The following is a 23,412-nucleotide window of genomic DNA, read 5'->3' as shown; positions in this document are numbered from 1 at the left end:
CTCGCGGCTCATCGGGGCGGGTTGGATGCGCAGCTTGAGCACAAGGTCCTCCACGAGGTGGGGCGCGGGGCCCGGCCGGGCGGGGTCTGGGCCTGGCCGGACCCTACGCGCACGGGTGCTGGGTACGGGTCAGACCTTGAGGCTGTCGTACTCGTGGTTGGTGTCCGAGGAGCCTGCTTCCTTCTTGTAGGCAAATCGGGTTGCCAGGTCCGGGATCTCGAACTGGGCGCGGTCGGTGAACAGTGGGCCCAGCTCGATGCCGCCGAGCGTGGTGGCTTGCACACTGGTGGACTGGTCAAGGCGTTGCTTCACAGCGAGTTCCTTTCGTCGATGGTGCTTCGGGGGCGGGCGGCTCTGCCCGCGGGGACCCGCGCCGGGCCGCCTCGCAGGGGAGCGAGGGCGGCTGGTCAGGCCCGGCACGGGAGTTCAAACGGGCGGCTAGCGCCTGGTGAGGGTGTGGATGAGGAGCACGCCGAAGGTGAACACGACCAGCGACACCAGCGCCGTGGTGATGGCCGCTTCGGTCACTCTGGAGCGCCCTGGGCGCCGGGCTCGGCAGCCGCCCCCGTTCCGGGGGCTCACCACGACGGCACCATCGCGTTCTTCAGCAGACGGCACGCCCCGGCGAGGAGGTAAAGGCGGGCGGTGGGGTTGGTGAAGGCGCCCGTCTGCTGGTCGCGATGGACGGATCTGACGTGGCCGATGCTGTCGGCAAGGACGTCGCGAGCGCGTTGCTCGGCGGGGCTGCGGCCCGGCATGCGACCCAGGTGATACTCGGCGGGCGTGATCAACGCGGCCAGGTAGGTGGCCAGTTCAGCGACCACGGCGTCGGCAAGGCGGCTACTGGGGTCGGCGACGGCGAGCCCTTCGGCGCGGTGGACGGCGTTGTCGACGAGGGCCAGGTCCACGGGGTCGCTGGTCTGGTGGTGAGGGGTGGTCATAAGGGTCACCGTGGGCTCCCTGGATGGACGTGATGGTTCCGTCTGGTTCCTGACGTACAGCCAACTACCGGTCACGCTGCGCGGGTACCGTGAAAGAAGAGCGCGCACGTAAACGCCGTAAAAGCTGTCGGAGCTAGCGGGAGAATCACCCATGGCAGGCACACCGCGTACGCCGAACACCAGGCTGGCCAACCTGCTTGACCAGGGACAATGCCAGCGCGAGGAACTCGCCCGCGCTGTGAACCGCATCGGGAACCTCGCCGGGATGCCGCTGACGTACAGCGGCCAGTCCGTCTCGATGTGGCTTCGCGGACACCAGCCAAAGCAACAGGTCAGGGCAATAGTGGTGGCCGCCCTGTCGGAGAAACTCAGCAGGCCCATCACGCACGAGGAAGCGGGCCTGACCCCTGCCACGCCCGCCGAAGGCTCTCAACACCTCGACACTGTTGAGGAGTTGATCGACCTGGGAAGGGCGGACATGGATCCCTCTCGACGCGGCGTTCTCGCAGCCGGTGTATTCACCGCAGCGCTGGCTGTGCCCGCCTTCAGCACGGCGGCAGCACACGCCAGTGAGCCGGTCTCACCGGGCAAGGCCACCACGCGCATCGGCGGCTCGCAGGTCGCCTCGGTGCGGCGCACGACCGTCAGGATCGCCGACATCCTGGACGAGGACGGCGCCGGCCACGCCCGGCCAATGGCGGCCGCATTCCTGGTGAACACGGTCGGGCCGTGGATGAAGGCACAAGCGTCGGGGACCGTCGCGGCCGACCTGAAAGCCGCAGCCTCGGATCTGACGTATCTGACCGGCTGGATGGCGATGTACGAGAAAGACCACGCCGCCGCCCAACGCTGGTACCTCAAAGCCCTCTCCCTCGCCGACGAAGCCGGGGACCATGTGACGTACTGCCGCACACTGCGAGGCATGTCGTTGCAGATGACGAGCCTTCGCCACGGCCGCAAGGGGCTGGAGTTCGCCGACAGCGCCGCCGAGGCCGCCCCACAAGCCGGCCCCCGCCTGGTGGCATTCCTGCGCGGTCAGCAAGCCCACGCCGCGTCCATGGTCAAGGACCGCAGGCAGGCCCACGCACGACTGAGCGAGGCCGAGGCCGCGCTGTCGAAGGCCGACAACCGGCGCGACGCCGTGGGCGGATACGACCGCACCGCATGGCTCTTGCACCTCTCACATGTGCTGTACGAGGAGCGGGACCTGCCCGGCAGCATCAAAGCACTGCAGGACTCCATCAAAGTGCAGCCCGCACAGGAGCGGCAGGGCCGCGTGCACTCCTACGCGTTGCTGGCTCAACGGCAGCTCGCCCTCGGACATCTGGACGCGGCGTGCGCCTCCTGGAACCGGTTCCTGAACGAGTACGAGCTCGTCTCCTCCGCACGCGGCGACGAGCATTTTGGGACGATGCGCCGGGAGATGCGCGCGCATGCCGGTGCGCGGCCGGTAAAGGAACTGGCGGGACGGGCGCGAGAAGTCGCCGCCCTCAAAGCCTGAACCGCTCCGGGGTTGGTGGAGGCTCCGGACTGTCCGAGTTGGGTGGAGTTGACTTGCTTGGTTTCGGGCTACTGGTGGGGTGCGGAGTTCGTACTCCACTGGGCTGAGCATGCTCAGTGCGGAGTGTCTGCGCTGTCGGTCGTGGAAGATCTCCAGGTACTCGAAGAGCGCGGTGGACAGCTCGAGTCGCGTCCGCCACACCCGGAGCGGTTCACACTACTCAGGCCCAGGATTCGGACAGGAACAGGGTCAGGGCCTTCACACCGGCCAGGAATTCGTCGATCGATACGCTTTCCTCGTCCGTGTGACACATGCTGATGTCCCCCGGCGCCCAATAGACACACGGGATGTCCAAGCGGTTGAGGAACGACATCTCGGACCAGTACGGCGCGCCCGCCACTCTGTCCTTCTGTGGTGCTACGGCTCGAACCGCTGCTCTCAGGGCCCGTATTTCTTCGCATTCCGGATCGGATTCGGCTGAACACCCTCCGAGTGCATGGTCCCGGCCTGCCGGGAACTTGATCGTCACTGATGCGTCACTGTCTTTCACTGTGTCGTTCGCCACCCGGCAGATGTCCTCGGCAGCCCGCGAAAGGCTTTCGCCCGGGGTGACCGTGCGGATGACACTCAGCTCGCATGCCCCCGGAACAGCGATGAGCCCGCCCGCGTTGAGGGCGGTGACCAGCAGCTGCGGGCGCCCCAGCCTCGGGTGCTCTTCGCGTGCGCGCAGTTCCTCGCCCAGACGCCACAGTTCGCTGAGCATCGTGTGCCCGAGGCGCAGTGCGTCTACCCCGTCATTCGGTCGGCTGAAGTACGCGCTGCGGCCCCGGATCGCGATCTCGGCGATGAGGAATCCGATCTGAGCGGTGCAGATCGCCAACCCGGTGGGTTCGACGTAGATGGCAAACCTGGCATGGGGAATGTCTCCGCTAGCCAGCAGCTGGGCTGCGGCCCGCATGCCGCCGCTGCATCCCACGCCCGGCTCGCCGCTTTCCTCGTCGGGCACCCACAGAGCCTTGACACCCGCGCCACGTCACGCAGCGCAGATTCTCCGAGGGCGCGACAGGATCGGGTGACCCGCGGTCGACCGCCGGTTGACGTCGCTCCCAGACTTCCGCTCCCTGGGAGCGCAGGGAGCGGCTCCCCGCTCCCAAACTCGCTCCCAAACACGAAGTAGGGGCCATCCGAAGATGGCCCCTACCTGCGACGTTTCCGTCGGGACGACAGGATTTGAACCTGCGACCCCTTGACCCCCAGTCAAGTGCGCTACCAAGCTGCGCCACGTCCCGGTGCGCGTTTCCCGCGGTGTTCTGCGGTGATTGCGCAAGCAGAACTTTACCTCACGATCGGGGGTGGTCCTCGCCCCCCGCCAGGTGGGCGGCGAGGGACAATCTCCGTATGAGTACCGCACCTCGACCCGATGACCGTGGCCGCGACCGTGACGACGAGGGCCGCGCCCGCAACGCGCGCCCGCGTGACGGCCTCGGGAGGCCTTTGCCGTACGGCGCCGAAGGCGTGGAGCGGCAGCCTGAGGGGGTCACGCGTACGCCCGATGAGACGGTCACCCAGGCGCAGGCCCTGCTCGACGCGGGACGCCCCTTCCACGCGCACGAGGTCTTCGAAGACGCCTGGAAGTCGGGCCCCGATGACGAACGTGACCTGTGGAAAGGCCTGGCGCAACTGGCAGTTGGCCTCACCCACTCGGCCCGCGGCAACACCACGGGCGGGGCGCGACTGCTGCTCAGGGGCGCGAGCGCGATCGGCGCGGGCAAGTGGGGGGAGCGACCGCACGGGCTCGACGTGGACGGACTCGTGGCGTGGGCGCGGGAGTTGGCGAAGGTTGTGGAGGGCGAAGGCCTGACCGTGGACGCGGCCGAGCGCGCGCCGCGGTTGCGCGGGGGTGAGGAGAGGGCCGGGGGCGAGTGACGCGACCTCCATAGCCCGCCCCGGCGCCCCGCCCAGCCTCCGCACAGCCCAAGCTCCCGACCGACCCGCCCAGCCTCCGCACAGCCCAAGCTCCCGACCGACCCGCCCAGCCTCCGCACAGCCCAAGCTCCCGACCTACCCGCCCAGGCCCCCAGTCGCCCCGTACGGCAGACTCTCGGCGTGCGAAAGATTCATGTCATCGGTATCGGCGCGGGCGACCCCGACCAGTTGACCCTGCAGGCCGTCAAGGCGCTCAAGAGCAGCGACGTGTACTTCATCCTCGACAAGGGCGGGGAGAAGGACGACCTCGTCCAGCTGCGGCGTGATCTCCTCGGCGCGCACCGCGCCGACGGTGCCTACCGCGTGGTCGAGGCGCGGGACCCCGCGCGCGACCGCAAGGCGGGCGGCGCGGACTACTCCCCCGCCGTCGGGGACTGGCGCAGCCGCCGTGCGGACATCTATGAGCGGCTGATCGCCGACGAGCTGGGTGCGGACGAGTCCGGCGCGTTCCTGGTGTGGGGCGACCCCGCTCTGTACGACAGCACCCTCGGGATCCTGGAGGAGGTTCTCGACCGGGGCGCGGTGGCTTTCTCGTACGACGTCGTGCCGGGCATCAGCAGCGTCTCCTCGCTCGCTGCGAAGCACCGCACCGGGCTGAACCGCGTCGCGCGCCCCGTGCAGATCACCACCGGGCGCCGTCTGGCCGACCACGGCTTTCCGGAGGGCGTCGACGACGTCGTGGTGATGCTCGACGCCCATCAGGCGTTCCGCCGGTACGAAGGTGGGGAGGGCGGCGATATGTACATCTACTGGGGGGCCTACATCGGGACCGCCGACGAGATCCTCGTCTCCGGGCCGCTCGACGAGGCCGCGCCTCGCATCGAGACCCTCCGTGCCGAGGCCCGCGAGCGCAAGGGCTGGATCATGGACACCTACCTGCTGCGCCGCAACCTGGACTGAGAGCACCCTCCCGAGTCCCGCGTCACCGGACCGGACCGGCCCCGCATGCAGCGGGCCGGGGGCGGTGTGAGGGTGACCGTGTGACCACCACCGCCCAGCCCGCAGCCGAGGCCCCGGAGCAGGGCCCGGACCAGGGCCCGCCCGTCCTGGACAAGCGCCGCCGCAACATCGTCTTCGTGACGATCATGCTGGGGATGCTGCTCGCCGCCCTCGACCAGACCATCGTGGGCACCGCCCTGCCCACGATCGTGTCGGATCTGGGCGGCGCCGAGCACATGTCGTGGGTCGTGACCTCGTATCTGCTCGCGGAGACCGTGGCCACGGTGCTCGTCGGTAAGTTCGGCGATCTCTTCGGGCGGAAGATCGTCTTTCAGGTCTCGGCGATCGTCTTCATCACCGGGTCGTTCCTGTGCGGTCTGTCCACGAACATGACGCTGCTCATCGCGTGGCGCGCACTCCAGGGCATCGGCGCGGGCGGGCTCATGGTGACGTCGATGGCGTTGATCGCCGACGTCATCCCGCTGCGCGAGCGCGGAAAGTACCAGGGTGCGATCGGCGCCGTTTTCGGCGTTGCCACCGTTATCGGGCCGCTCCTCGGTGGGCTCTTCACCGACCATCTGACCTGGCGCTGGGCGTTCTACGTCAACGTACCCATCGCGATCGTCGTGGTGATCGCCGCGGCCCGCAACATCCCCGTCGTGAAGTCGGCGGTGCGTCCCGTCATCGACTATCTCGGCATCGCGTTCGTCGCGATCGGAGCCAGCGCCCTGATTCTGGCGACGAGTTGGGGCGGCAACCAGTACGCGTGGGGCTCGAGCACCATCATCGCGCTGTTCGTGGGCGGTGCGCTCGCGCTCGCGCTGTTCTGTGTCGTCGAGACACGCGCGGCCGAACCGATGCTGCCGATGCGTCTTTTCGCCAACCCCGTCTTCACGGTCTGCTCGATCCTCAGTTTCATCGTCGGTTTCGCGATGCTCGGCGCGATGACGTTCCTGCCGACCTATCTGCAGTACGTCGACGGGGACTCGGCCACTATTTCCGGCGTGCGAACGCTGCCCATGGTGATCGGGCTGCTCATCGCGTCGATCTTCAGCGGCAATGTGGTGAGCAAGACCGGCACGTACCGGATCTTCCCCATCGTCGGGGCGCTGGTGATGGCGCTCGGCCTGTATCTGCTCTCGCTCATGGGCAGCGAGACCAGCACCTGGGTCGAATCGGTGTACATGTTCGTCCTCGGCGCCGGTATCGGGCTGTGCATGCAGGTCCTGACGATCGCCGTGCAGAACACCGTCGTCTACAGCGATCTGGGTACGGCCACGTCGGGTGTCACCTTCTTCCGTACGCTGGGCAGCTCGTTCGGCACCGCCGTGTTCGGCACGATCTACGCCAACACCCTGGAGCCGAACCTCAAGGACGGGGTCGCCGCGGCGGCCCGCTCGGGGCCCACGGACGCGGCGGTGCTTGCCAAGGCGGCGCAGAGCCCGCAGGGGCTGCACAGTCTTCCGGCGGACGCGGCGGCGCCCATCATCAAGGCGTACGCCGACACGCTCCACACCGTCTTTCTGTGGACGGTGCCGGTCGCGCTGCTCGGGTTCGTGGTCGCCCTCTTCCTCAAGCAGGTCCAGCTGCGCGACAGCGCGCGGATGAGCTCGTCGGACATGGGCGAGGGTTTCGCGTCGCCGTCGTCGAGCGGCAGCCCGGACCAGATCCTCCAGCTCGCGGTGGGCAACATCATCCGCAAGACCGGCATGGACACCGCGCGCGGCGTCATCAGGGATTCCGACACTCGTCTCGACATCGCCGGGGCGTGGGCCGTGATGCAGGTCGCGCTCTTCGACCGGATGGTGGGCCACGCGAGCCTCGGCCTGATCGCCGCACGGCGCCAACTGCCGCCGGAAGTTCTGGTCCCGGTCTTCAACCGCATGGTCGAGGAGGGCTACCTCACCCGATCCGGGATGCTCTTCTCGCACACGCCTGCGGGCGAACGTGAGGCCGGCGTGATCGGCGAGGCGTGGAGCAGGTGGCTGGGCGAGCAGGTGGAGAAGGACAGCGGGCGGCCCGCCGACCAGGACCTCGTCAAGGCGGTCGATGTCATCGCGAAACGGCTCCTCGTGGAGGATTTGGAGCACGGCCTCGCGACTCCCCCGGCGGAGGGTGCCACGAGGCTGAGCCGGGTTCCGGGCTGAGCCTGATCGTTCCGCCCGGCTCCCTCATCCCGAGCGCCGACGGGCGGGGCGCCTGCTGGCAGGCAGCGGCGCGCGGCGGAGGAGAGCCCCGTCAGACGCGCCCGGGGAGGCCAAGGCTCGCCAGGTGCGACAGCACGCCCGCCGCGTCGGGCAGCACCCGCGCACCCTGTGGCGGCTCCGGGCGGCGCACGATCACCACCGGCAGCGAAAGGGCGCGGGCCGCGGTGAGCTTGGCCGCTGTCGCCGCGCCTCCGCTGTCCTTGGTCACCAGGACGTCGACGCGGTGCTCGCGCAGCAGCGCTGTCTCGCCGTCGATCGTGTACGGGCCGCGGTCGAGGAGGATCTCGGCGTGGCGGGGCAGCGGCGGCTCGGGGGGTTCAACTGAGCGTACGAGGAAGTGGAGTTCGGCCAGGTCCGGGCCCGCGAAGGCGGCGAGGCCGAGGCGCCCGGTGGTCAGGAAGACGCGGCGGCCGAGCGAGGGCAGCAGCGCCGCGGCCCCGGTGAGCGAGGCGGTGTCGTGCCAGCGGTCGCCCGGCACCGGACGCCAGCCGGGCCTGCGGAGCATGACGGCGGGGACGCCGGTGAGTCGCGCGGCCCGGACCGCGTTCTCGCTGATGGTGGCGGCGAAGGGATGCGTGGCGTCGACGACGGCGTCCACCCGCCGCTCGCGCAGCCAGGCGGCGAGACCGTCCACGCCACCGAATCCCCCGACGCGTACGTCCCCTTCGAGCGCGGCGGGCCGTGCGACGCGCCCCGCGAGCGAGGTGGTCACCCGTACACCGGGGCGGGCGGCGAGTTCGGCGGCGAGCCGGCGGGCTTCGGTGGTCCCCCCGAGGACGAGCACATGCATGGCTCCGAGGCTACGTCGCGCGCTCAGCGCAGCAGCAGCTGGAGTCCGCCGAGCACGGTGGCGCCGATCACCAGCTGCTCGAAGAGGCGCTGGTTGATCCGGTGCACGGCGGCCTTGCCGATCAGAGCGCCCGGCACGACGAAGAGCACGAGCGCCGCGTCGAGCAGCAGCGACTGCCCGTCGATCAGACCGAGGCCCACGCTGAACGGCACTTTGGAGGTGTTGACGATCAGGAAGAACCACGCCGAAGTCCCCAGGAAGCTCAGCTTCTTGAAGCCCGCGGAGAGGAGATACATCGACATGACCGGGCCGCCCGCGTTGGCGACCATGGTGGTGAAGCCGCCGAGGACGCCGTACGAGGGGCCCTTGAGCCGGGAGCCGGACGACTCCTCCGGGTCCTTGGCCGGGGTCCGGCGGCGCCACAGCGTGACCGCCGCCATCAGGAGCAGGATCGCCCCGATCGACGTACGGACGATGGCGTCGTCGGCCCACATGAGGAAGACCGTGCCCGCGACCACACCCGCCGCGACGGCGGGGAACAGCCGCCACAGGGTGGGCCAGTGGGCGTGGCGGCGGTAGGTGAGGACGGCGAGCACGTCACCGGCGATCAGGATGGGGAGCAGTACCCCGGTGGATTCGCGGGCCGGGAGCACGGCGGCGAAGACGGCGAGGCTGATCGTGTTGGCGCCGCTGACGGCGGTCTTCGAGAAGCCGACCAGCAGCGCGGCCGCGGCGAGTGCGGCGAATCCCCAGATAGATATGTCCATGCCGAAAACAAATGCTAGACCCACCTATCCGGGCGGCGGGCGGGCGGCCACATCCTGGGACGCCGGACGACCAGGCCTGCTCCTACGCCGACGCCCTGCCGTACGTGCCGCGCAGCTCCCGCTTGAGGACCTTCATGCTGGGGCCGAGCGGCAGTTCCGCGGCGAACTCGACGCGGCGCGGGTACTTGTGGCGCCCCAGGTGTTCCTTCGACCACGCGGTGATCGCCGCGGCCTCGGGGGCCTTGCCCGGCGCCGGGACGACGACGGCGCAGATCTCCTCGCCGTGCACGTCGTCGGGCAGGCCGATCACGGCGACCTGCGCGACGTCCGGGTGGCGCACGAGTACCTCTTCGACCTCGCGCGGGTAGACGTTGAAGCCGCCGCGGATGATGACGTCCTTCTTGCGGTCGACGATGGCAAGGAACCCGTCGGCGTCCTTGGTGCCGAGGTCCCCGGTGCGGAACCAGCCGTCGACGAGCGCCTCGGCGGTCGCTTCCGGGCGTCCCAGGTAGCCGGAGAAGACGTTGTGGCCGCGGACCACGACCTCGCCCAGCTCCCCTGCCGGCAGCAGCTCGACGCGATCCTCGGTCTCGGCGCGGGCGATCTCCACGTCCACGCCCCACAGCGGGTGGCCGATGCTGCCCGCCCTGGTGCCGAAGACGGGCTGGTTGACGGAGGCGCTGGGCGAGGTCTCGGAGAGCCCGTACCCCTCGTAGACCGGTACGCCGAAGGCCTCCTCGAAGCGTTCGAGTACGGCGACGGGCAGCGAGGCACCGCCGGAGACGCAGAGCCGCAGCTTGGGCAGTTCGGGGGCCGTGGCCGCGGCGGCCACGAGGTTCACGTACATCGTCGGCACCCCGTGGAAGGTGTTCACGCCCTCCGCCACCATCAGCTCGATGGCCCGCGCGGCGTCGAAGCGCGGCAGCAGGACGAGCGTGGCGCCCACGCGCCAGGTGGCGTTCATGGAGACGGTCTGGCCGAACGCGTGGAAGAGCGGGAGCGCGCCGAGCGCGATGTCGTCACGGTGGACGTCGTGGGCGTCGAAGGCGGAGACCGTCGCGTTCATCACGAGGTTGAAGTGGCTGAGCACGGCGCCCTTGGGGACGCCGGTGGTGCCGCTGGTGTAGAAGACGACGGCGGGGTCGTCGGCTTCGCGGGTGACGTAGCCGGGCAGCGGCTCGGCCGCGCCCGCCAGGGTTTCCAGCTCGCCGTCATCGCCGAGGGCCAGCATCCGCACGCCGGTTGCGGTCGCTGCCGCCTTGCCGGTCTTCGCCTGCGCGGGGTGACACAGGAGCAGGGCCGCGCCGCTGTCCCGCAGGACGTGCTCGACCTCCTCGGCGGAGAGCAGGAGGTGTACGGGGACGACGACGCCGCCCGCGGCGAGGATCGCGTAATAGGCGCGCGGGAACTCGGCGGTGTTGGGCGCCATCAGGGCCACGCGGTCCCCCGGCCGGATCCCGAGCTCCACGAGCGCGGCGGCCTGTGCGCGGGCCTGCCGCCACAACTCGGCGAAGGTGAGGCGCAGTTCACCCTCGACGAGGGCGGTGCGGTCCGGCCGGCGACGGGCGGGTTCGGCGAGGATCGCGGCGAGGGACAGCGTGGCCATGGGTGGTGCTCCGTTTCCGTGCGCTCCGTGCGTTCCGTGCGTTCCGTGCGTTCCGTGCGTTCCGTGCGTTCCGGTGCGGCCTTGGGAGGGGAGGGAGATTCAGCCGCGTTCGACGAGCAGCGCGCTGCCCTGGCCCACGCCCACGCACATGGTGGCGAGACCGCGGCCCGCGCCGGTGCGGCGCATGCGGTGCAGCAGCGTGGTCAGGATGCGGGCGCCGGAGCAGCCGAGGGGGTGTCCGATGGCGATGGCGCCGCCGGTCGGGTTGACCAGCTCCGGGTCGATGCCGAGGGCGTCCACGCAGGCGAGGGCCTGAGCCGCGAACGCCTCGTTGAACTCGGCCTCCTGGAGGTCGCCGATGGACCAGCCGACGCGGGCGAGCGCCTTCTGGGTGGCGGGGACGGGGCCGATGCCCATGACGTCCGGGTGGACACCGGCGGAGGCGCCCGCGACGTACCGTCCGAGGGATTCGAGCCCCAGCTCGTTCAGGGCTTCCTCGCTGACGAGGAGGAGTCCTGCCGCGCCGTCGTTCATCGGCGAGGCGTTGCCCGCGGTGACGGTGCCGCCCTTGCGGAAGACGGGGCGCAGGCCGCTGAGCTTCTCGTACGAGGTGTCATCGCGGACGCATTCGTCGAGGTCGACGAGGGTGCCGTCAGGCCGGGTGACGGGGAGGATCTCGTCGTCGAAGTGGCCGTTCCTGCGGGCCGCGGTGGCGAGCTGGTGGCTGCGCAGGGCGAAGGTGTCCTGCCGCTCGCGGGAGACTCCGTAGCGCTCGGCGACCTCTTCGGCGGTCTCGCCCATCGCCAGGACGCCGTGCAGGTCCTTCATCGCCGGATTGACGAGGCGCCAGCCGAGCCGGGTGTCGGCGGTCTCCATCTTGTGGGGCAGCGCCTCGTCCGGGCGGGGCAGGACGAAGGGGGCGCGGCTCATCGACTCGGAGCCGCCCGCGAGGACGATGTCCGCCTCGCCCGACGCGATGGTGCGGGCGGCGGCCGTGACGGCCTCCATCCCGGAGGCGCAGAGCCGGTTCACGGTGGCGCCCGGCACGGATTCCGGGAGACCCGCGAGGAGGGCGGCCATGCGGGCCACGTTGCGGTTGTCCTCGCCCGCCTGGTTGGCGGCGCCCCAGTAGACGTCGTCGATCCGGGCGGGATCCAGCTGGGGGGTGCCCGCGATGAGACCTCGTACGACGGTGGCGGCGAGGTCGTCCGGGCGGACGGTGGAGAGGCTGCCGCGGAGTTTGCCGATGGGGGTGCGGCGGGCTGCGGCGAAGTGGACTGGGCGCACGATACGGCTCCGGATCGTTTGCGGTGTAGCTCGTGACGTAAATTAGCACTGCTAGTTTTAACGACTGTACGGGACGCTGGCGCTTGGCGGTAGGGGGAATTCTGCGGGGGGTCTTGCGCACCGTTTAGCCTGCGGGCAGCCTTGCGCACCGTTGATCACCGGCTTCGCCGAGTTCGTCCTCAAACGCCGGACGGGCTGGAAATCCAGCCCGACCGGCGGTTCAGGAGAGGCTGGAAATCCAGCCCACCCGCGATTCAGACTTAGCCGACAGCCACCCGCACCGCCCCGCCCTCCGCATCAACCGCCCCGACCCAGTCCCCCGAGAGATACAACCCCTGGTTAGGCAGAACCCTCCGCCTGACCCGTCCCCGGTACAGGCTCCGCTCGCCCTGCGTGACCAGCAGGACAGGCCAGACCAGCGCCTCCGCAGTCCGCAGGACGAAGCGGCCCCCGGGAGCGCCGGACACGAGCCGGTTCGGTGCCACCCAGCGCAGAGGGGAGTCGACGAGCACCGGCACCGTGTCGGAAGGCCACCCCGCGCCCCCGAGATATCCCCGCACGGCGTCGGCGACCCGCAGCCCCTCCCCCGCGGCCACCCGAGCCGGTTCCACCGCGTGCACCGCGCTGCCCGCCGCGAAGACGCCCCGCGAGGCCGTGCGGAACGAACCGTCCACGGCCGGTCCGCGCGTCCCGGGGTCCAGCTCCACGCCCCCGCGCCGGGCCAGCTCGTGGTCGGGAACGAAGTCCCCGGTGAACACCACCGTGTCGCAGGCGAGCACGCTCTCCCTGCCGTCGGTTCGCCGCAGCCGCACCCCCGAAAGGCGCCCCCGCCCCAGGAGTTCGGCCACCACCGCCCCGGTCACCAGCGGTACCCCCGCCATCCCCAGCCGGGTCACCGCGGCCCGCGCCCATCCCACCTGGGCCCGCGCCTCCTCCGTGACGAGCGCGGCGACCTCCACGCCCGCGCGGCTCAGAGCGGACAGCGCCGCGTAGCTCACCGGCTCCGCACCCACGACCACCGCCCGGGTACCGACCTCCTGCCCGTAGACATGCACCGCCTGCTGGAGCTCCCCCGTGGTCAGGACCCCCGCCGGGCGCGTCCCCGCCACGAGCCGCGCCGCCCTCGGCCGCTCCCGCGCGCCCGTGGCCAGGATCACGGTGCGCGCGGTGATCCGCTCCAGGCCGTGCGGCCCCGTCGTGTCCACGGAGAGCGGCCCCGCCCACCCCGTGGCGCTCACCCCGGTCCGCACCACCGCGCCCGCGCCCAGCGCGCCCTCGACGAGCCGCGCCGCGTACTGCGGCCCCGTCACGCCCCAGCGCCCGAATCCACCGTGGTCGCAGTGGCGCGGCACCCCGCCTGCCCGTGCCTCGCGTTCGAGGACCTCCACCGTGCCCGCACCCGAGGCGGCGAGGCTCTCGGCCGCGGTGAGCCCCGCGGGTCCGCCGCCGACGACGAGTACGTCCACGCTCCGCTGCCGCCTCATCGCGCCGCCCCCGACTCGCCCCACCCGTCGAAGAGTTCACGCACCGTGGCCCCGCAGTAGAACCCCTGGCACCGCCCGCCCCTGGCCCTGGTCCGGCGCCGCAGGCCGTCCAGCGAGCCGGGCGGGACCGTGCTGATGAGGGCGTCCCTGATCTCCCCGCGGGTCACCCTTTCGCAGTGGCAGACGATGCTCCCGTACGCGGGATCGGTGGCGATGAGGTCGGCGCGCTCGTAGGGGCGGGGGAACGCCTCCCCGAGGTTCGGCATGCGGATGGGGTCCAGGTCCCCTGCCACCGAGAGGTCGAGGTCGGGGCCCGATGCCTCGGCGAGGAGACCGACGACGTACTCCGCGATGGCCATCGACGCGGTGAGGCCGGTGGAGCGGATGCCGCCGACGGTGATGTACCGCTCCTGCGGTGAGCCGTGGATCTGGTAGTCGTCGTGCTCGGTGGCCGCCCGCAGCCCTGCGTAGACCGCGGTGACCTCCTCGTCCAGCAACTCGGGCAGGATCCGCCGGCCCTTGGAGCGCAGTCCGGCGAGGCCGTCCTGGGTCGTGCCCGTGGCCCTCTTGTCGTCCAACTCCTCGGCGGTGGGGCCCAGAAGGACGTTCCCGTAGACGGTCGGTGCGACCAGGACCCCCTTCCCGAGTGCGGTCGGCACCGGCAGGAGGATGTGGCGGACCAGGTCGCGGGCGAGCTTGTCGAAGACGATGAGCTGGCCGCGGCGCGGGGTCACGGTGAACTCGCTCCGCCCGAGCAGCCGCCGGTCGAGGGTGTCGGCGTGCAGTCCCGCGGCGTTGACGAGGTAACGGGTGCGTAGGGCGCCGCGGGGCGTGGACAGTTCGCGGTAGCCGCCCCTCGACGCGGAACTCGCTTTGTCCACGCGGCAGTTCAGGTGAAGATCCACTCCTCCGCGGACGGCTTGGGTGGCGTACGCGAGGGTCGTCGTCCAGGGGCAGATGATGGACTCGCCGGGGACGTCCAGCGCCCCCAGCGCCCCCTCACCCAGGTGTGATTCACGGGCCCGCACCTCGTCGGCGCCGATGATCCGGGCCTTGTCATAGCCGTTGCGTCCGGCCTTCTCCAACAGGTCCGGCAGCGCGGCCAGTTGTTCCTCGTCCCAGGCCACGAGCAGCGCTCCGACCGGTTCGACGGGGATCCCGGACCGGGCGGCGTACGCGGCGAGCAGGTGGCGGCCCTCGCGTACGAGGCGGGACTCCAGGGAGCCGGGCACGGCGTCGAAACCGGTGTGCAGGATGGCGGTGTTGGCCTTCGACGTGCCGTCGCCGACATCGCCGGAGGCTTCGACCAGGGCGACCCGGATGCCGTGGTGCCTGGCCAGTTCGCGGGCGATGGCCGAGCCGACCACCCCGGCACCGACGACGGTCACGTCATACGTCTCCGAAGGGAGCGGGCCCTTGGTGGTGACCGTCATGACGACGGCGCGGGCGCTCGGTCGAGGAGTCCTGCGACCGCCGAGCGGAAGCCGCCGAGCCGTTCGGCGGCCCGCGTGGCGTCGATCTTCGGCTCGTACACGGTGGAAGGCCGCCACTGCGGGACCACGTCCCGAACCGCCAGCTTCGGGTCGAGGCCCATGCGGGCGACGACCCCCACGCCGAGTGCCGTGACATCGGGCAACGCGGAGACTTCGACGGGGATTTGGAGCAGGTCGGCCTGGGTCTGCATGAGCAGCGCCGAGCGTGTCAGACCGCCGTCGACCCGCAGGCTCGTCAGGGGCTCGCCCAGGTCTGCGGCGACCGCGTCGGCGAGGGCGGCGACCTGGGCGGCGATGCCCTCGCACAGGGCGCGGACCAGATGGCCGGGGGCCGTGTCGAGGCCGAGCCCGGTGATCGAGCCGCGCAGATCGCCGCGCCACCAGGGGGCGGCGAGTCCGGCGAGCGCGGGGACGAACGTGACGCCACCCGCGTCCGGCACCGCCGAGCCCACCAGGTCGAGGTCCGCGGCCCCTTCGATCACCCCGAGGTCCGTGAGCCAGCGGACGGCGGACGCGGCGGTGTAGACCTGCCCGTCGAGGCAGTAGCTGCTCTGCCCATCCAGCCGCCAGGCCACACAGCTGACAAGGCCCGATCCGCCTCGGCGGGGGCGGGAGCCGGTCTGGGCGAGCAGGAACGCCCCTGTTCCGTATGTGCACTTGGCGGTACCGGGTTCGGTGACGTCCTGGGCGAGCAGCGCGGCCTGCTGGTCGACGAGCAGGCCGGTCAACGGGAGTTCAGGGCCGAAGGCCTTTGTGGTGCCGACCGGGCCCGCCGCGTCGACGACGCGCGGCAGTCGCTCGTCGGCGAGACCGAAGACGTCCAGTGCGCGCGGTGACCAGGTGACGTCGTCCAGGTCGAGGAGCTGGGTGCGCCCCGCGGTCGCCGCGTCGGTGACGAACTCACCCGTGAGCCGGTGCACCAGCCAGGCGTCGCTGGTGGTGACGACGCCCTCCCGGGTGAGGTGGCGTCGTATCCAGGCCATCTTGGGCGCCGCGAAGTAGGGGTCCAGAGGGAGTCCCGTCAGGTCCTTCAACTCGTCTGCGTACGGGGCGAGTTCCGCGCACAGAGGTTCCGCTCGCCGGTCCTGCCACACGATCGCATCGGTGAGCGGTCGGCCCGACACGGGGTCCCAGGCCAGCACCGTCTCCCCCTGGTTGGCGAGGCCGACCGCTGCGACCGGCTCCCCCGCGTCGGCCAGGGCGCGGCGTCCCGCGTCGACGACCGAAGCCAGCAGCGCGGCCGGATCGACCTCCACCAGGCCGCCGGGGAGGTGGCGCGGACGTACGGGAGCGGCGCCGGAGCCGATCACTCCGCGTTCCGGGCAGAGGACGAGAGCCTTGGTGCCGGACGTGCCCTGGTCGATGGCGAGGACAGCCTCGCCGCGGGGACCGCCGCCATTCGTGATCACCGCGGAAGCGTGCAACAGCGGCCAGGAAGGCGTCAAGAGCCCCCTCGTGCGTCCGTTCCGCCCCCACCTCGCCCCAAATGGCCACCCGGCGCGCCGAGTTGGACACAAGTCGATTCCAAAAGATCCACGAACCGCCCTGGAAACGGAAGTTACAGATCTACACTGACCGCCGAGCAACATCTTTACGTCATAGGCCAGTTCAAGCCCCCTTCCCGCCGCCCCTCCCCCACAGAGGATTCATGCCCAATCCGTCAGGCCGCCCCGTGTACCACCCGGCGGGCCACGACGAACAGTTGCGCGCCGTGCTCCAGGACCTCAAGACAGGCCGCTGGGTGTCGACGCGCAACCTGCTCGACTCCACGCCCGACTGGGGACTCTGGACGCAGCGCACACAGATCCTGGCGGCCGCCGTCGCGGGTTCCGACGTGGTCAGGTCCTGGCTCGCCGAGGAGCCGCACAGCGCTTCGGCCACCGTCCTGCACACCAGGGTCCTGGTCGAGCGGACCCTGCGCGCCCACCGCGCCGGACACCGCCACACCAACGAGTTGTGGCGCGAGGCGGCGACGGCGTGCGGGGCGGCCATCGACATGTCGCCCGAGGATCCCGTGCCGTGGGTCTGCCTGCTGGCCCTCGCCCAGCTCGACAAGGGCCAGCGCTGGGACGAGCACCGGGTGCCCGCCCCCGAGCCGATGCTGTTCCCCGGCCCCTGGCATCTCCTCGCCGAGGCCGACAAGCGCGACCCGGGCAACCGCGAGGCCTACCACCGGATGCTGCAGTTCGCGTACACCCGCCGCCCCGGAGGGCCACTCACCGAAGCGGTCAACTTCGCCCACTGGGCGTCGGGTTCGGCACACACGGGCTCGGCACTCCACGTACTGCCCCTGTATGTGCGCGTCGAGCGGTACCGCAAGGACGGCGGCAGCGAGAACGCCCTGGACCTGCACTGGATCGGGGAGGACGCGACACGGTCCGCGTTACGCGCGCTGCACCTGTGGTTCGAACACGCGCTGCCCGCGGCGACCTCGCTCCTCGACCTCAGCCATCTGGCGCACGCACTGTGGGGCGCGCACCAGTTCCAGGACGCGGTCCGGGTGTTCGAGGTCCTCGACCCGTTCTACACCGTCGCCCCGTGGACGTACCGCACGCGGACGCCCGGTGACGCGGAGGCGGCGGCCGAGGCATTCATGCAGGCACGTACGCGCTGCATCAGCGCCTTACCCGATCCGGACTGAGGCCACCGCCCGCGGCCTTCCCCAGTCAGCACCACCCGCTCCCCGACCCACCGCTCCCCGACGGAGGTACATCCGTGTCCCGCACCACCTGGTCGAGCCCCGCCTCGACCTCAGCACCACTGCCCGACGAGGAACAAAGGCTCAGGGAGCTCGGCTACCAGCCGGTCCTGGCGCGCCGGATGGGCGGATTCGGCAATTTCGCCATCAGCTTCTCCGTCATCTCGATCCTCTCGGGCTGCATGACCCTGTACGGGTTCGGGCTCGGCACCGGCGGCCCCGCCGTGATGCTCTGGGGCTGGGCGGGTGTCGGCCTCTTCGTGCTCTTTGTCGGCCTCGCACTCGCCGAGGTCACCAGCGCCTACCCGACCTCCGGGGCCCTGTACTACATGGCGGACCGGCTCGGCGGGCGCCGCTGGGGCTGGTACACGGGCTGGCTGAACCTCCTCGGCCTGCTCGGCGCGATCGCGGGCATCGACTACGGCGCGGCGCTCTTCACCGGGGCGTTCCTGAACCTGAAGTTCGGCTTCACGCCGACGCCGGAGAAGACCTTCCTGATCTTCCTCTGCATCCTGCTGCTGCACGCCGTCCTGAACCTGTTCAACGTACGCCTTGTGAGTCTGCTCAACTCGATCAGTGTGTGGTGGCACGTGGGCGGTGTCGCCGTGATCGTGGGTGTCCTCGCCATCGTCCCGGACCACCACCAGTCGCCGTCGTTCGTCTTCGGCGAGTTCGTCAACCACACCGGGTGGGACAACCCGCTCTACGTGACGGCGATCGGTCTGCTCCTCGCGCAGTACACCTTCTGCGGGTACGACGCGTCCGCGCACCTCTCGGAGGAGACCTCCAACGCCTCGGTGTCCGCGGCGCGCGGCATCGTGCGCGCCATCTGGGCCTCGTGGATAGCCGGTTTCATCCTGCTCGCGGGGCTCACGTTCGCCATCCAGGACTACGCGGGCACACAGGAGGCCGACGTGCCGCCCGCCCAGATCATGATCGACGCCATCGGCGAGTCCGGCGCGACGGCCCTGCTGCTCATAGTGATCATGGCGCAGCTGTTCTGCGGCAACGCCGAGACCGCGGCGGCCAGCCGCATGGTGTTCGCGTTCAGCCGTGACAACGCGCTGCCCGGCTCCAAGGTGTGGCGCAAGGTCAGCTCCCGCACCCAGGTCCCGGTGCCCGCGGTGTGGCTCTCGGTCGGTCTGGCCGCGGTGATCGCCCTGCCGTCCCTGTACTCGGCGACGGCGTACACGGCCGTGACCGCCATCAACGTCATCGGCATCACACCGGCGTACGCCATCCCGATCTATCTGCGGCTGCGGGCGGGCGACCGCTTCAAGCCGGGCCCGTGGAACCTGGGCCGCTGGAGCAAGCCGATCGGCTGGGTGGCCGTGGTCTGGGTGGTGTTCGTGACGGTGCTGTTCTGCCTGCCGCAGGCCTCACCGGTGACGGTCGACACGATGAACTACGCCTCGATCGCGCTCGCCGTGGTGCTGATCCTCGCCACGGTGTGGTGGTTCGTGGCGAGGCGTTCCTACAGCACTCCCTCCGCGTACGGATCTGAGCGGGAGCAGGCTGAGATCGCGGAGGACATCGTCTGAGTCCCGGCGGCCGTGCGCCCCAGGGTTCGCTCAGGGGCGGCGGTCGTTGAGGATCCGCTGGAAGAGCCGGTGGTCGCGCCAGGCGCCGTTGATGTGCAGGTACTCCGGCGCGACACCGTATTCCTCGAAGCCGCATTTGGTGAGGACGCGCTGCGAGGGGACGTTGTCGAGGAGGGTGTTGGCCTCGACGCGGTGCAGGCCGAGCTCGGTGTCGGCGGCCTCGCAGGCCCGAGTGACGGCGGCGGTGGCGAGGCCGCGGCCGATGTGGTCCGCGTCGATCCAGTAGCCGAGGGTGCCGCTGCGGAAGGGCCCCAGGGCGATGGCCGACAGGGTGAGCGCGCCGACGATCTCCCCCTCGCGGTCAAGGACCCAGGGCGCCATCCGCCCGGCCCGGCTCTCCTCAAGCTGGACACGGAGCCGGGCGGCCTGCGCCCGCGAGGTGAAGTAGTCCTCGGCCCTGACGGGCTCCCATCGGTCCAGATGGGCGCGGTTTCGCAGCCGGGCGCGGGCCAGGCCGTCCGCGTCCTCCATGGCGGCGGGGCGCATGACGACGTCGGGGGCGATGCGGGCCGTTTCGGTGATCATGCGCAAAGCCTAGGGAGTGCGGCGGGCGCGGGCGTCTCGTACGGCGCAGCTCACCGCTCGGCTCACGGCTCGGCTCATCGCTCCGCTCACCTGCCGCCCGCGACGCGCAGGATCGTGCCCGTGGCGTAGGAGGCCTCGTCCGAGAGCAGCCAGGAGACGGCCGCCGCGATCTCCTCGGGTTGGCCCGAGCGGCCGAGGGGGATGCCCGCGGCGAGCTTCGCCGGGCGCTCGGGGTCGGCGTGGAACTCGGTCCAGATCACGCCGGGGGCGACGGCGTTGACGCGGATGCCGTCCGCCGCGACCTCCTTCGACAGGCCGACCGTCATCGTGTCGACGGCGCCTTTGGCGGCGGCGTAGTGGACGTACTCGCCGGGGGCGCCGAGGGTCGCCGCCGCGGAGGAGATGTTCACGATGACGCCGCCGGTGCCGTTCCGCGTCATGTCGCGGATCGCGCGACGGGCGCAGAGGAGATAGCCGAGTACGTTCACGTCGAGGGCGCGGCGCATGGCCGCGGCGTCGGCTTCGGCGAGGGGGCCCACCGGGGCGCCGACCCCGGCGTTGTTGACAAGACCCGTGACGGGGCCGAGCTCCGCGGCTGCGGTCTCGAAGAGGCGGTCGACGTCCGCCTCGTCGGCGGTGTCCATCCGGACGGTGACACAGCGGGCGCCTGCCGCGCGGACTTCCGCGGCCACCTTCTCGGCGGCTTCGGCGTCCGAGTGGTAGCCGAGGGCGATGTGGTGGCCGTCCGCGGCGAGGCGGGTGGAGATGGCCGCGCCTATGCCGCGGCTGCCGCCGGTCACTGCCGTGACGGGGTGGTGTCGCACGTGGTCCTCCGGAGGGGCGGGGTTGGGCTGGGCTGCCGTTTCCGTTTGATCGATCATTCCCCAACCCCGCCCCTTCCCGAAACCGGGGCTGACTTCTGGCTCGTCCGGCGGTCTAGCCCACCCGCCCCCGCACGAACCCGGCCAGCGTCCCCGGCTCCCTCCCCCCGAACCGCTCGATCGACGGAGTCACCTCGTACAGCTCATGGTGCGAGCCGATCAACCGGAACAGTTCCCACAGCTTGTCCAGGTGGGCCACCACATGCGCGTCGCCGCCGTACAGCTCCATGGCGCGCTCCCGCCACTCCTCGGGCGGCACGTCCACGTACTTCAGGCCCCCGCCGTACGTCTCCACGACCTCCCCCACGGTCATGACCTGTCCGGTCAGGAGCACCACCGGATCCGGGCGGTCCGGCGCCGGATCCGCCAGGAGCCCCGCGCCCACCCGCGCCACATCCGCCCCCGCGATAAGCGGAAGCACCGTGTCCAGGGAGCCGAGGGGCATCGCGAGTTCGCGGCCGGCGCCCGCCCGTACCAGGAAGTCCAGGTTCTCGAAGAAGACGCCTGCACGCAGATGCAGCGCCCCGACCCCGGCCCGGTCGAAGACCTCCTCGGCGACCCAGTGCTGCCGCATCCGGGGCGTCCCCGCGTCGGGAGCGGCGGCCAGCTGGGACACCTCTACGACGCGTTCGAGCCCCTCGCGCCGAGCCGCCGCCGCGAACGCCCCTGCCGCGTCGAGCAGGCCGTCGGTCACCGGATAGGTGAAGAACGCGCGCCGCACGCCCCGTACCGCCGCGAGTACATCCGTGATCTCGCGCAGATCGCCGACTGCCACCTCCGCGCCCATCTTCCGCAGTGCGGCGGCACGTTCGTCGTCGGTGCGCACGAAGGCACGTACCGCCTGACCGCGTTCGAGAAGCAGCCGCACCACATGGCGGCCGGTGGAGCCCTGCTGTCCGCCCGCGGCTCCGGTGACGAGGACCGGTTCGTTCGACGGCATCCCGCTCACTCCTCTCCGCGCAGCGTGAGCGTGAACGCGCCCTGCCGTTCGAGCTCGCGCAGGAAGGGTTCCGCCGAGAAGGCCTCCCCTGGTGCGATGACCCCGGTCTTCGCCGGGCCCCGCCCCTCCGCGATCCGTACCGCCCCCTCCACAGAGGCGAGCGCACCGGCCCGCCACAGGTCTTGGCCGGTCAGCTGCCCTGCCGCGCTGCCCCCTTCCCCGATCACCTGGACGGCGATGGTGAAGTCGGTGGCCGCCCGGTCGGCGGCGCCGATGTGCTCGCTCTCGAACGCTTCCTTCGCCTCGAAGGCGCTGGTGCTGAGCATCAAGTCCACGTTACGGACCGGGACATGGCGCGGCAGCGTCACGACCTCGCTCGACGGGAACGGCGCGATCATCGTGCGCGGGCCCAGCGGAGGCGGGAAGGGGAAGACGGCGTTGCGTGGTTCGACGTAACCCGCGTGCAGGGTGCCGTCGCTGAAGGTGAGCCGTTCGGTCTCGGCGAAGAGGTGGGTCGCGGTGTTCTTGGCGCCGGTGGTCAGGCGCCAGCCGTTCACGGCGTACGCGACCACGATCCGGTCGATGTCCGCGATGCCGTCCGCCACCGCTCCCGCGAGGAGATCGCCAAGTCCTCCGTAGAAGCTGAGACTTGGGACCATCACGGTCCCGGTGCGCTGTGCCGCTGCCTGCGCCGAGTCGAAGACTCCTTTCACGTGGTGGGGTTCGAGGGCGTGGTCGATGTAGTGGCAGCCGGCTTCGGCTGCGGCCGTGGCGAGGGGTGCGCCGGTGACGGCGAAGGGGCCCGCGCACTGGATGACGACGTCGGCGGCCGTCATCACCTCGCGCAGCGCGGCGGCGTCGTCGACCGAGGCGGTGCGGGTGCGCACCTGGTCCCCGGCATCCAGCTCGACGGCCAGGGTGCGTAACGCCTCGGGGTTCCTGCCCACAAGGATTAACTCCGCACCCCTGTCGCGGAGTTCGGTCGCCACGAGGCGTCCCGTGTGGCCGTAGGATCCGTAGATTGCGAAGAGCGACTTTGTCATGCTCAACTCGCTTCCATACCGAAGGTATGCAACTGGGGCGGAACCTACGTACCCTGAGTATGTTCGTCAAGAGGAGTCGGCCGTGATCCCGCCAGCGCCGTCCGAGCGCTCAACTGCCCACCGCACACAGGCGGAACGCTCCGACGCGACCACCGCGCAGCTGATCACCGCGGCCCAGGAGCTCTTCGGCCAAGGCGGCTACGCGACCACGTCGATCGCCGCCGTGGCGGCCGCCGCCGGGGTCACCAAAGGCGCGGCCTATCACCACTTCGCGGGCAAGGCGGCCCTCTTCCACGCGGTGTTCGTCCGCGAACAGGAGGAGATCGCCGCGGAGTTGGAGCGCGCCGCGGCCGAGGAACCCGACGCCTGGTCCGCGCTCGGGCGCGGCTGCCGACGCTTCCTTGAGCACTGCCTGGACCCGGGGTTCCGGCGCGTGGTGCTCCTGGACGCGCCCTCGGTGCTCGGCTGGGAGACCGTCCGCGAGATCGAATACGCCCATACGCTGCGGGTGCTGTCGGGCGGAATGCGCGCGGCGGCAGCGGAGGGCCACTTCGGCGACGGCGGGGACATGGACGTGCGCTGCCAGCTGATGTTCGGCGCACTGTGCGAGGCGGGCATGCTGCTTGCCCGCGCCCCTGACCCCGCCGCCGCCCTCACTTCGGTGACGGCGGAGACGGAGCGACTTCTGGCGGCGCTGGCTGCCCGGCCTTAGGCCTCAGCCCT

General features: G+C 70.9%; 21 protein-coding genes, 1 tRNA gene and 1 pseudogene. 7 read left to right on the top strand and 16 right to left on the bottom strand.

The annotated features are described in order from the left end of the window. Positions 1-129: 129 nt before the first annotated feature. Both ACGFX9_RS31475 and ACGFX9_RS31470 read right to left on the bottom strand, forming a co-directional pair. The gene (locus ACGFX9_RS31475; RefSeq protein ID WP_393480401.1) at positions 130-312 is read right to left on the bottom strand and encodes a hypothetical protein; all 183 of its coding nucleotides are present in this window, start codon (positions 310-312) and stop codon (positions 130-132) included. Between the two features lie 266 nt (positions 313-578). Continuing rightward, positions 579-941: a hypothetical protein gene (locus tag ACGFX9_RS31470; RefSeq protein WP_393480398.1), complete on the bottom strand. Its 363-nt coding sequence runs from the start codon at positions 939-941 to the stop codon at positions 579-581. Between the two features lie 151 nt (positions 942-1,092). Here ACGFX9_RS31470 and ACGFX9_RS31465 point away from each other — a divergent pair, with 151 nt between their 5' ends. Continuing rightward, positions 1,093-2,442: a hypothetical protein gene (locus ACGFX9_RS31465; protein ID WP_393480395.1), complete on the top strand. Its 1,350-nt coding sequence runs from the start codon at positions 1,093-1,095 to the stop codon at positions 2,440-2,442. Positions 2,443-2,541: 99 nt separating this feature from the next. Here ACGFX9_RS31465 and ACGFX9_RS31460 read toward each other — a convergent pair. The 3 genes and pseudogenes from ACGFX9_RS31460 to ACGFX9_RS31450 all read right to left on the bottom strand — a co-directional run. Beyond that, a pseudogene (locus ACGFX9_RS31460) lies at positions 2,542-2,643 on the bottom strand (hypothetical protein); the annotation flags it as partial. 19 nt (positions 2,644-2,662) lie between these two features. Continuing rightward, positions 2,663-3,454: a M20/M25/M40 family metallo-hydrolase gene (locus tag ACGFX9_RS31455; protein WP_393480493.1), complete on the bottom strand. Its 792-nt coding sequence runs from the start codon at positions 3,452-3,454 to the stop codon at positions 2,663-2,665. Positions 3,455-3,657: 203 nt separating this feature from the next. Then, positions 3,658-3,731, bottom strand: a tRNA-Pro gene (locus ACGFX9_RS31450). 109 nt (positions 3,732-3,840) lie between these two features. Between ACGFX9_RS31450 and ACGFX9_RS31445 the strand changes: the two genes are divergently transcribed. The 3 genes from ACGFX9_RS31445 to ACGFX9_RS31435 all read left to right on the top strand — a co-directional run bounded on the left by ACGFX9_RS31445 (position 3,841) and on the right by ACGFX9_RS31435 (position 7,514). Further along, positions 3,841-4,368, top strand: coding sequence for a DUF309 domain-containing protein (locus tag ACGFX9_RS31445; RefSeq protein ID WP_393480390.1), 528 nt, complete (start codon positions 3,841-3,843; stop codon positions 4,366-4,368). Between the two features lie 180 nt (positions 4,369-4,548). Continuing rightward, complete coding sequence (cobF, locus tag ACGFX9_RS31440) at positions 4,549-5,328, top strand: precorrin-6A synthase (deacetylating) (protein ID WP_393480386.1); 780 nt, start codon at positions 4,549-4,551, stop codon at positions 5,326-5,328. A 185-nt stretch (positions 5,329-5,513) separates the two neighbouring features. Further along, entirely contained in the window at positions 5,514-7,514 is a 2,001-nt protein-coding gene (locus tag ACGFX9_RS31435) for an MDR family MFS transporter (RefSeq protein WP_393480490.1), read from the top strand. A gap of 91 nt (positions 7,515-7,605) precedes the next feature. Here ACGFX9_RS31435 and ACGFX9_RS31430 read toward each other — a convergent pair whose 3' ends face one another. The 7 genes from ACGFX9_RS31430 to ACGFX9_RS31400 form a co-directional block, all read right to left on the bottom strand. Beyond that, positions 7,606-8,364 (bottom strand): cobalt-precorrin-6A reductase, encoded by a 759-nt coding sequence (locus ACGFX9_RS31430; RefSeq protein WP_393480383.1) that lies wholly within the window; start codon positions 8,362-8,364, stop codon positions 7,606-7,608. Positions 8,365-8,387: 23 nt separating this feature from the next. Continuing rightward, the gene (locus ACGFX9_RS31425) at positions 8,388-9,131 is read right to left on the bottom strand and encodes a sulfite exporter TauE/SafE family protein (RefSeq protein WP_393480378.1); all 744 of its coding nucleotides are present in this window, start codon (positions 9,129-9,131) and stop codon (positions 8,388-8,390) included. Between the two features lie 82 nt (positions 9,132-9,213). Next, positions 9,214-10,737 carry a long-chain fatty acid--CoA ligase gene (locus ACGFX9_RS31420; RefSeq protein ID WP_393480375.1) on the bottom strand — a complete coding sequence of 508 codons (1,524 nt, stop codon included), beginning with the start codon at positions 10,735-10,737 and terminating at the stop codon, positions 9,214-9,216. Between the two features lie 99 nt (positions 10,738-10,836). Then, positions 10,837-12,024, bottom strand: coding sequence for a thiolase family protein (locus ACGFX9_RS31415; protein ID WP_393480373.1), 1,188 nt, complete (start codon positions 12,022-12,024; stop codon positions 10,837-10,839). Positions 12,025-12,284: 260 nt separating this feature from the next. Beyond that, the gene (locus tag ACGFX9_RS31410) at positions 12,285-13,508 is read right to left on the bottom strand and encodes an NAD(P)/FAD-dependent oxidoreductase (protein WP_393480370.1); all 1,224 of its coding nucleotides are present in this window, start codon (positions 13,506-13,508) and stop codon (positions 12,285-12,287) included. Then, entirely contained in the window at positions 13,505-14,941 is a 1,437-nt protein-coding gene (locus ACGFX9_RS31405; RefSeq protein ID WP_393480368.1) for an FAD-dependent oxidoreductase, read from the bottom strand. Before ACGFX9_RS31405 ends, ACGFX9_RS31410 begins: the two co-directional genes overlap by 4 nt. Beyond that, a complete protein-coding gene (locus ACGFX9_RS31400) occupies positions 14,938-16,410 on the bottom strand; it encodes an FGGY family carbohydrate kinase (RefSeq protein WP_393480365.1) in 1,473 nt (490 codons plus the stop codon). Before ACGFX9_RS31400 ends, ACGFX9_RS31405 begins: the two co-directional genes overlap by 4 nt. A 239-nt stretch (positions 16,411-16,649) precedes the next feature. Between ACGFX9_RS31400 and ACGFX9_RS31395 the strand changes: the two genes are divergently transcribed. Further along, the gene (locus ACGFX9_RS31395; protein WP_393480363.1) at positions 16,650-17,642 is read left to right on the top strand and encodes a hypothetical protein; all 993 of its coding nucleotides are present in this window, start codon (positions 16,650-16,652) and stop codon (positions 17,640-17,642) included. Between the two features lie 74 nt (positions 17,643-17,716). After that, complete coding sequence (locus tag ACGFX9_RS31390; protein ID WP_393480361.1) at positions 17,717-19,240, top strand: amino acid permease; 1,524 nt, start codon at positions 17,717-17,719, stop codon at positions 19,238-19,240. Between the two features lie 30 nt (positions 19,241-19,270). On the opposite strand, the gene ACGFX9_RS31385 is transcribed toward ACGFX9_RS31390, so the two are convergent. From ACGFX9_RS31385 to ACGFX9_RS31370, 4 genes are all read right to left on the bottom strand, one after another. Next, positions 19,271-19,825, bottom strand: a complete 555-nt coding sequence (locus ACGFX9_RS31385; protein WP_393480358.1) for a GNAT family N-acetyltransferase — start codon at positions 19,823-19,825, stop codon at positions 19,271-19,273. 86 nt (positions 19,826-19,911) lie between these two features. After that, positions 19,912-20,649, bottom strand: a complete 738-nt coding sequence (locus ACGFX9_RS31380; protein ID WP_393480485.1) for an SDR family oxidoreductase — start codon at positions 20,647-20,649, stop codon at positions 19,912-19,914. A 112-nt stretch (positions 20,650-20,761) separates the two neighbouring features. After that, positions 20,762-21,646, bottom strand: a complete 885-nt coding sequence (locus tag ACGFX9_RS31375; protein WP_393480355.1) for an NAD(P)H-binding protein — start codon at positions 21,644-21,646, stop codon at positions 20,762-20,764. A gap of 5 nt (positions 21,647-21,651) precedes the next feature. Then, complete coding sequence (locus ACGFX9_RS31370) at positions 21,652-22,689, bottom strand: saccharopine dehydrogenase NADP-binding domain-containing protein (RefSeq protein WP_393480352.1); 1,038 nt, start codon at positions 22,687-22,689, stop codon at positions 21,652-21,654. Positions 22,690-22,771: 82 nt separating this feature from the next. On the opposite strand from ACGFX9_RS31370, the gene ACGFX9_RS31365 reads away from it, so the two are divergent. Further along, on the top strand, positions 22,772-23,401 hold the full coding sequence (locus ACGFX9_RS31365; RefSeq protein WP_393480349.1) for a TetR/AcrR family transcriptional regulator: 630 nt from the start codon (positions 22,772-22,774) through the stop codon (positions 23,399-23,401). Positions 23,402-23,412 lie beyond the last annotated feature (11 nt).

It is taken from the genome of Streptomyces sp. NPDC048436 (assembly GCF_043200355.1).
Lineage (GTDB): Bacteria > Actinomycetota > Actinomycetes > Streptomycetales > Streptomycetaceae > Streptomyces.
The sequence above is the reverse complement of the archived record's forward strand: the minus strand, read 5'-3'. Positions and strand labels throughout refer to the sequence as shown.

Coding starts and splice junctions, on each gene's coding strand:
- ACGFX9_RS31405 (WP_393480368.1), bottom strand. CDS start 14,941: ATGACGGTCACCACCAAGGGCCCGCTCCCTTCGGAGACGTATGACGTG.
- ACGFX9_RS31375 (WP_393480355.1), bottom strand. CDS start 21,646: ATGCCGTCGAACGAACCGGTCCTCGTCACCGGAGCCGCGGGCGGACAG.
- ACGFX9_RS31370 (WP_393480352.1), bottom strand. CDS start 22,689: ATGACAAAGTCGCTCTTCGCAATCTACGGATCCTACGGCCACACGGGA.
- ACGFX9_RS31470 (WP_393480398.1), bottom strand. CDS start 941: ATGACCACCCCTCACCACCAGACCAGCGACCCCGTGGACCTGGCCCTC.
- ACGFX9_RS31425 (WP_393480378.1), bottom strand. CDS start 9,131: ATGGACATATCTATCTGGGGATTCGCCGCACTCGCCGCGGCCGCGCTG.
- ACGFX9_RS31430 (WP_393480383.1), bottom strand. CDS start 8,364: ATGCATGTGCTCGTCCTCGGGGGGACCACCGAAGCCCGCCGGCTCGCC.
- ACGFX9_RS31420 (WP_393480375.1), bottom strand. CDS start 10,737: ATGGCCACGCTGTCCCTCGCCGCGATCCTCGCCGAACCCGCCCGTCGC.
- ACGFX9_RS31445 (WP_393480390.1), top strand. CDS start 3,841: ATGAGTACCGCACCTCGACCCGATGACCGTGGCCGCGACCGTGACGAC.
- ACGFX9_RS31465 (WP_393480395.1), top strand. CDS start 1,093: ATGGCAGGCACACCGCGTACGCCGAACACCAGGCTGGCCAACCTGCTT.
- ACGFX9_RS31435 (WP_393480490.1), top strand. CDS start 5,514: ATGCTGGGGATGCTGCTCGCCGCCCTCGACCAGACCATCGTGGGCACC.
- ACGFX9_RS31385 (WP_393480358.1), bottom strand. CDS start 19,825: ATGATCACCGAAACGGCCCGCATCGCCCCCGACGTCGTCATGCGCCCC.
- ACGFX9_RS31395 (WP_393480363.1), top strand. CDS start 16,650: ATGCCCAATCCGTCAGGCCGCCCCGTGTACCACCCGGCGGGCCACGAC.
- ACGFX9_RS31410 (WP_393480370.1), bottom strand. CDS start 13,508: ATGAGGCGGCAGCGGAGCGTGGACGTACTCGTCGTCGGCGGCGGACCC.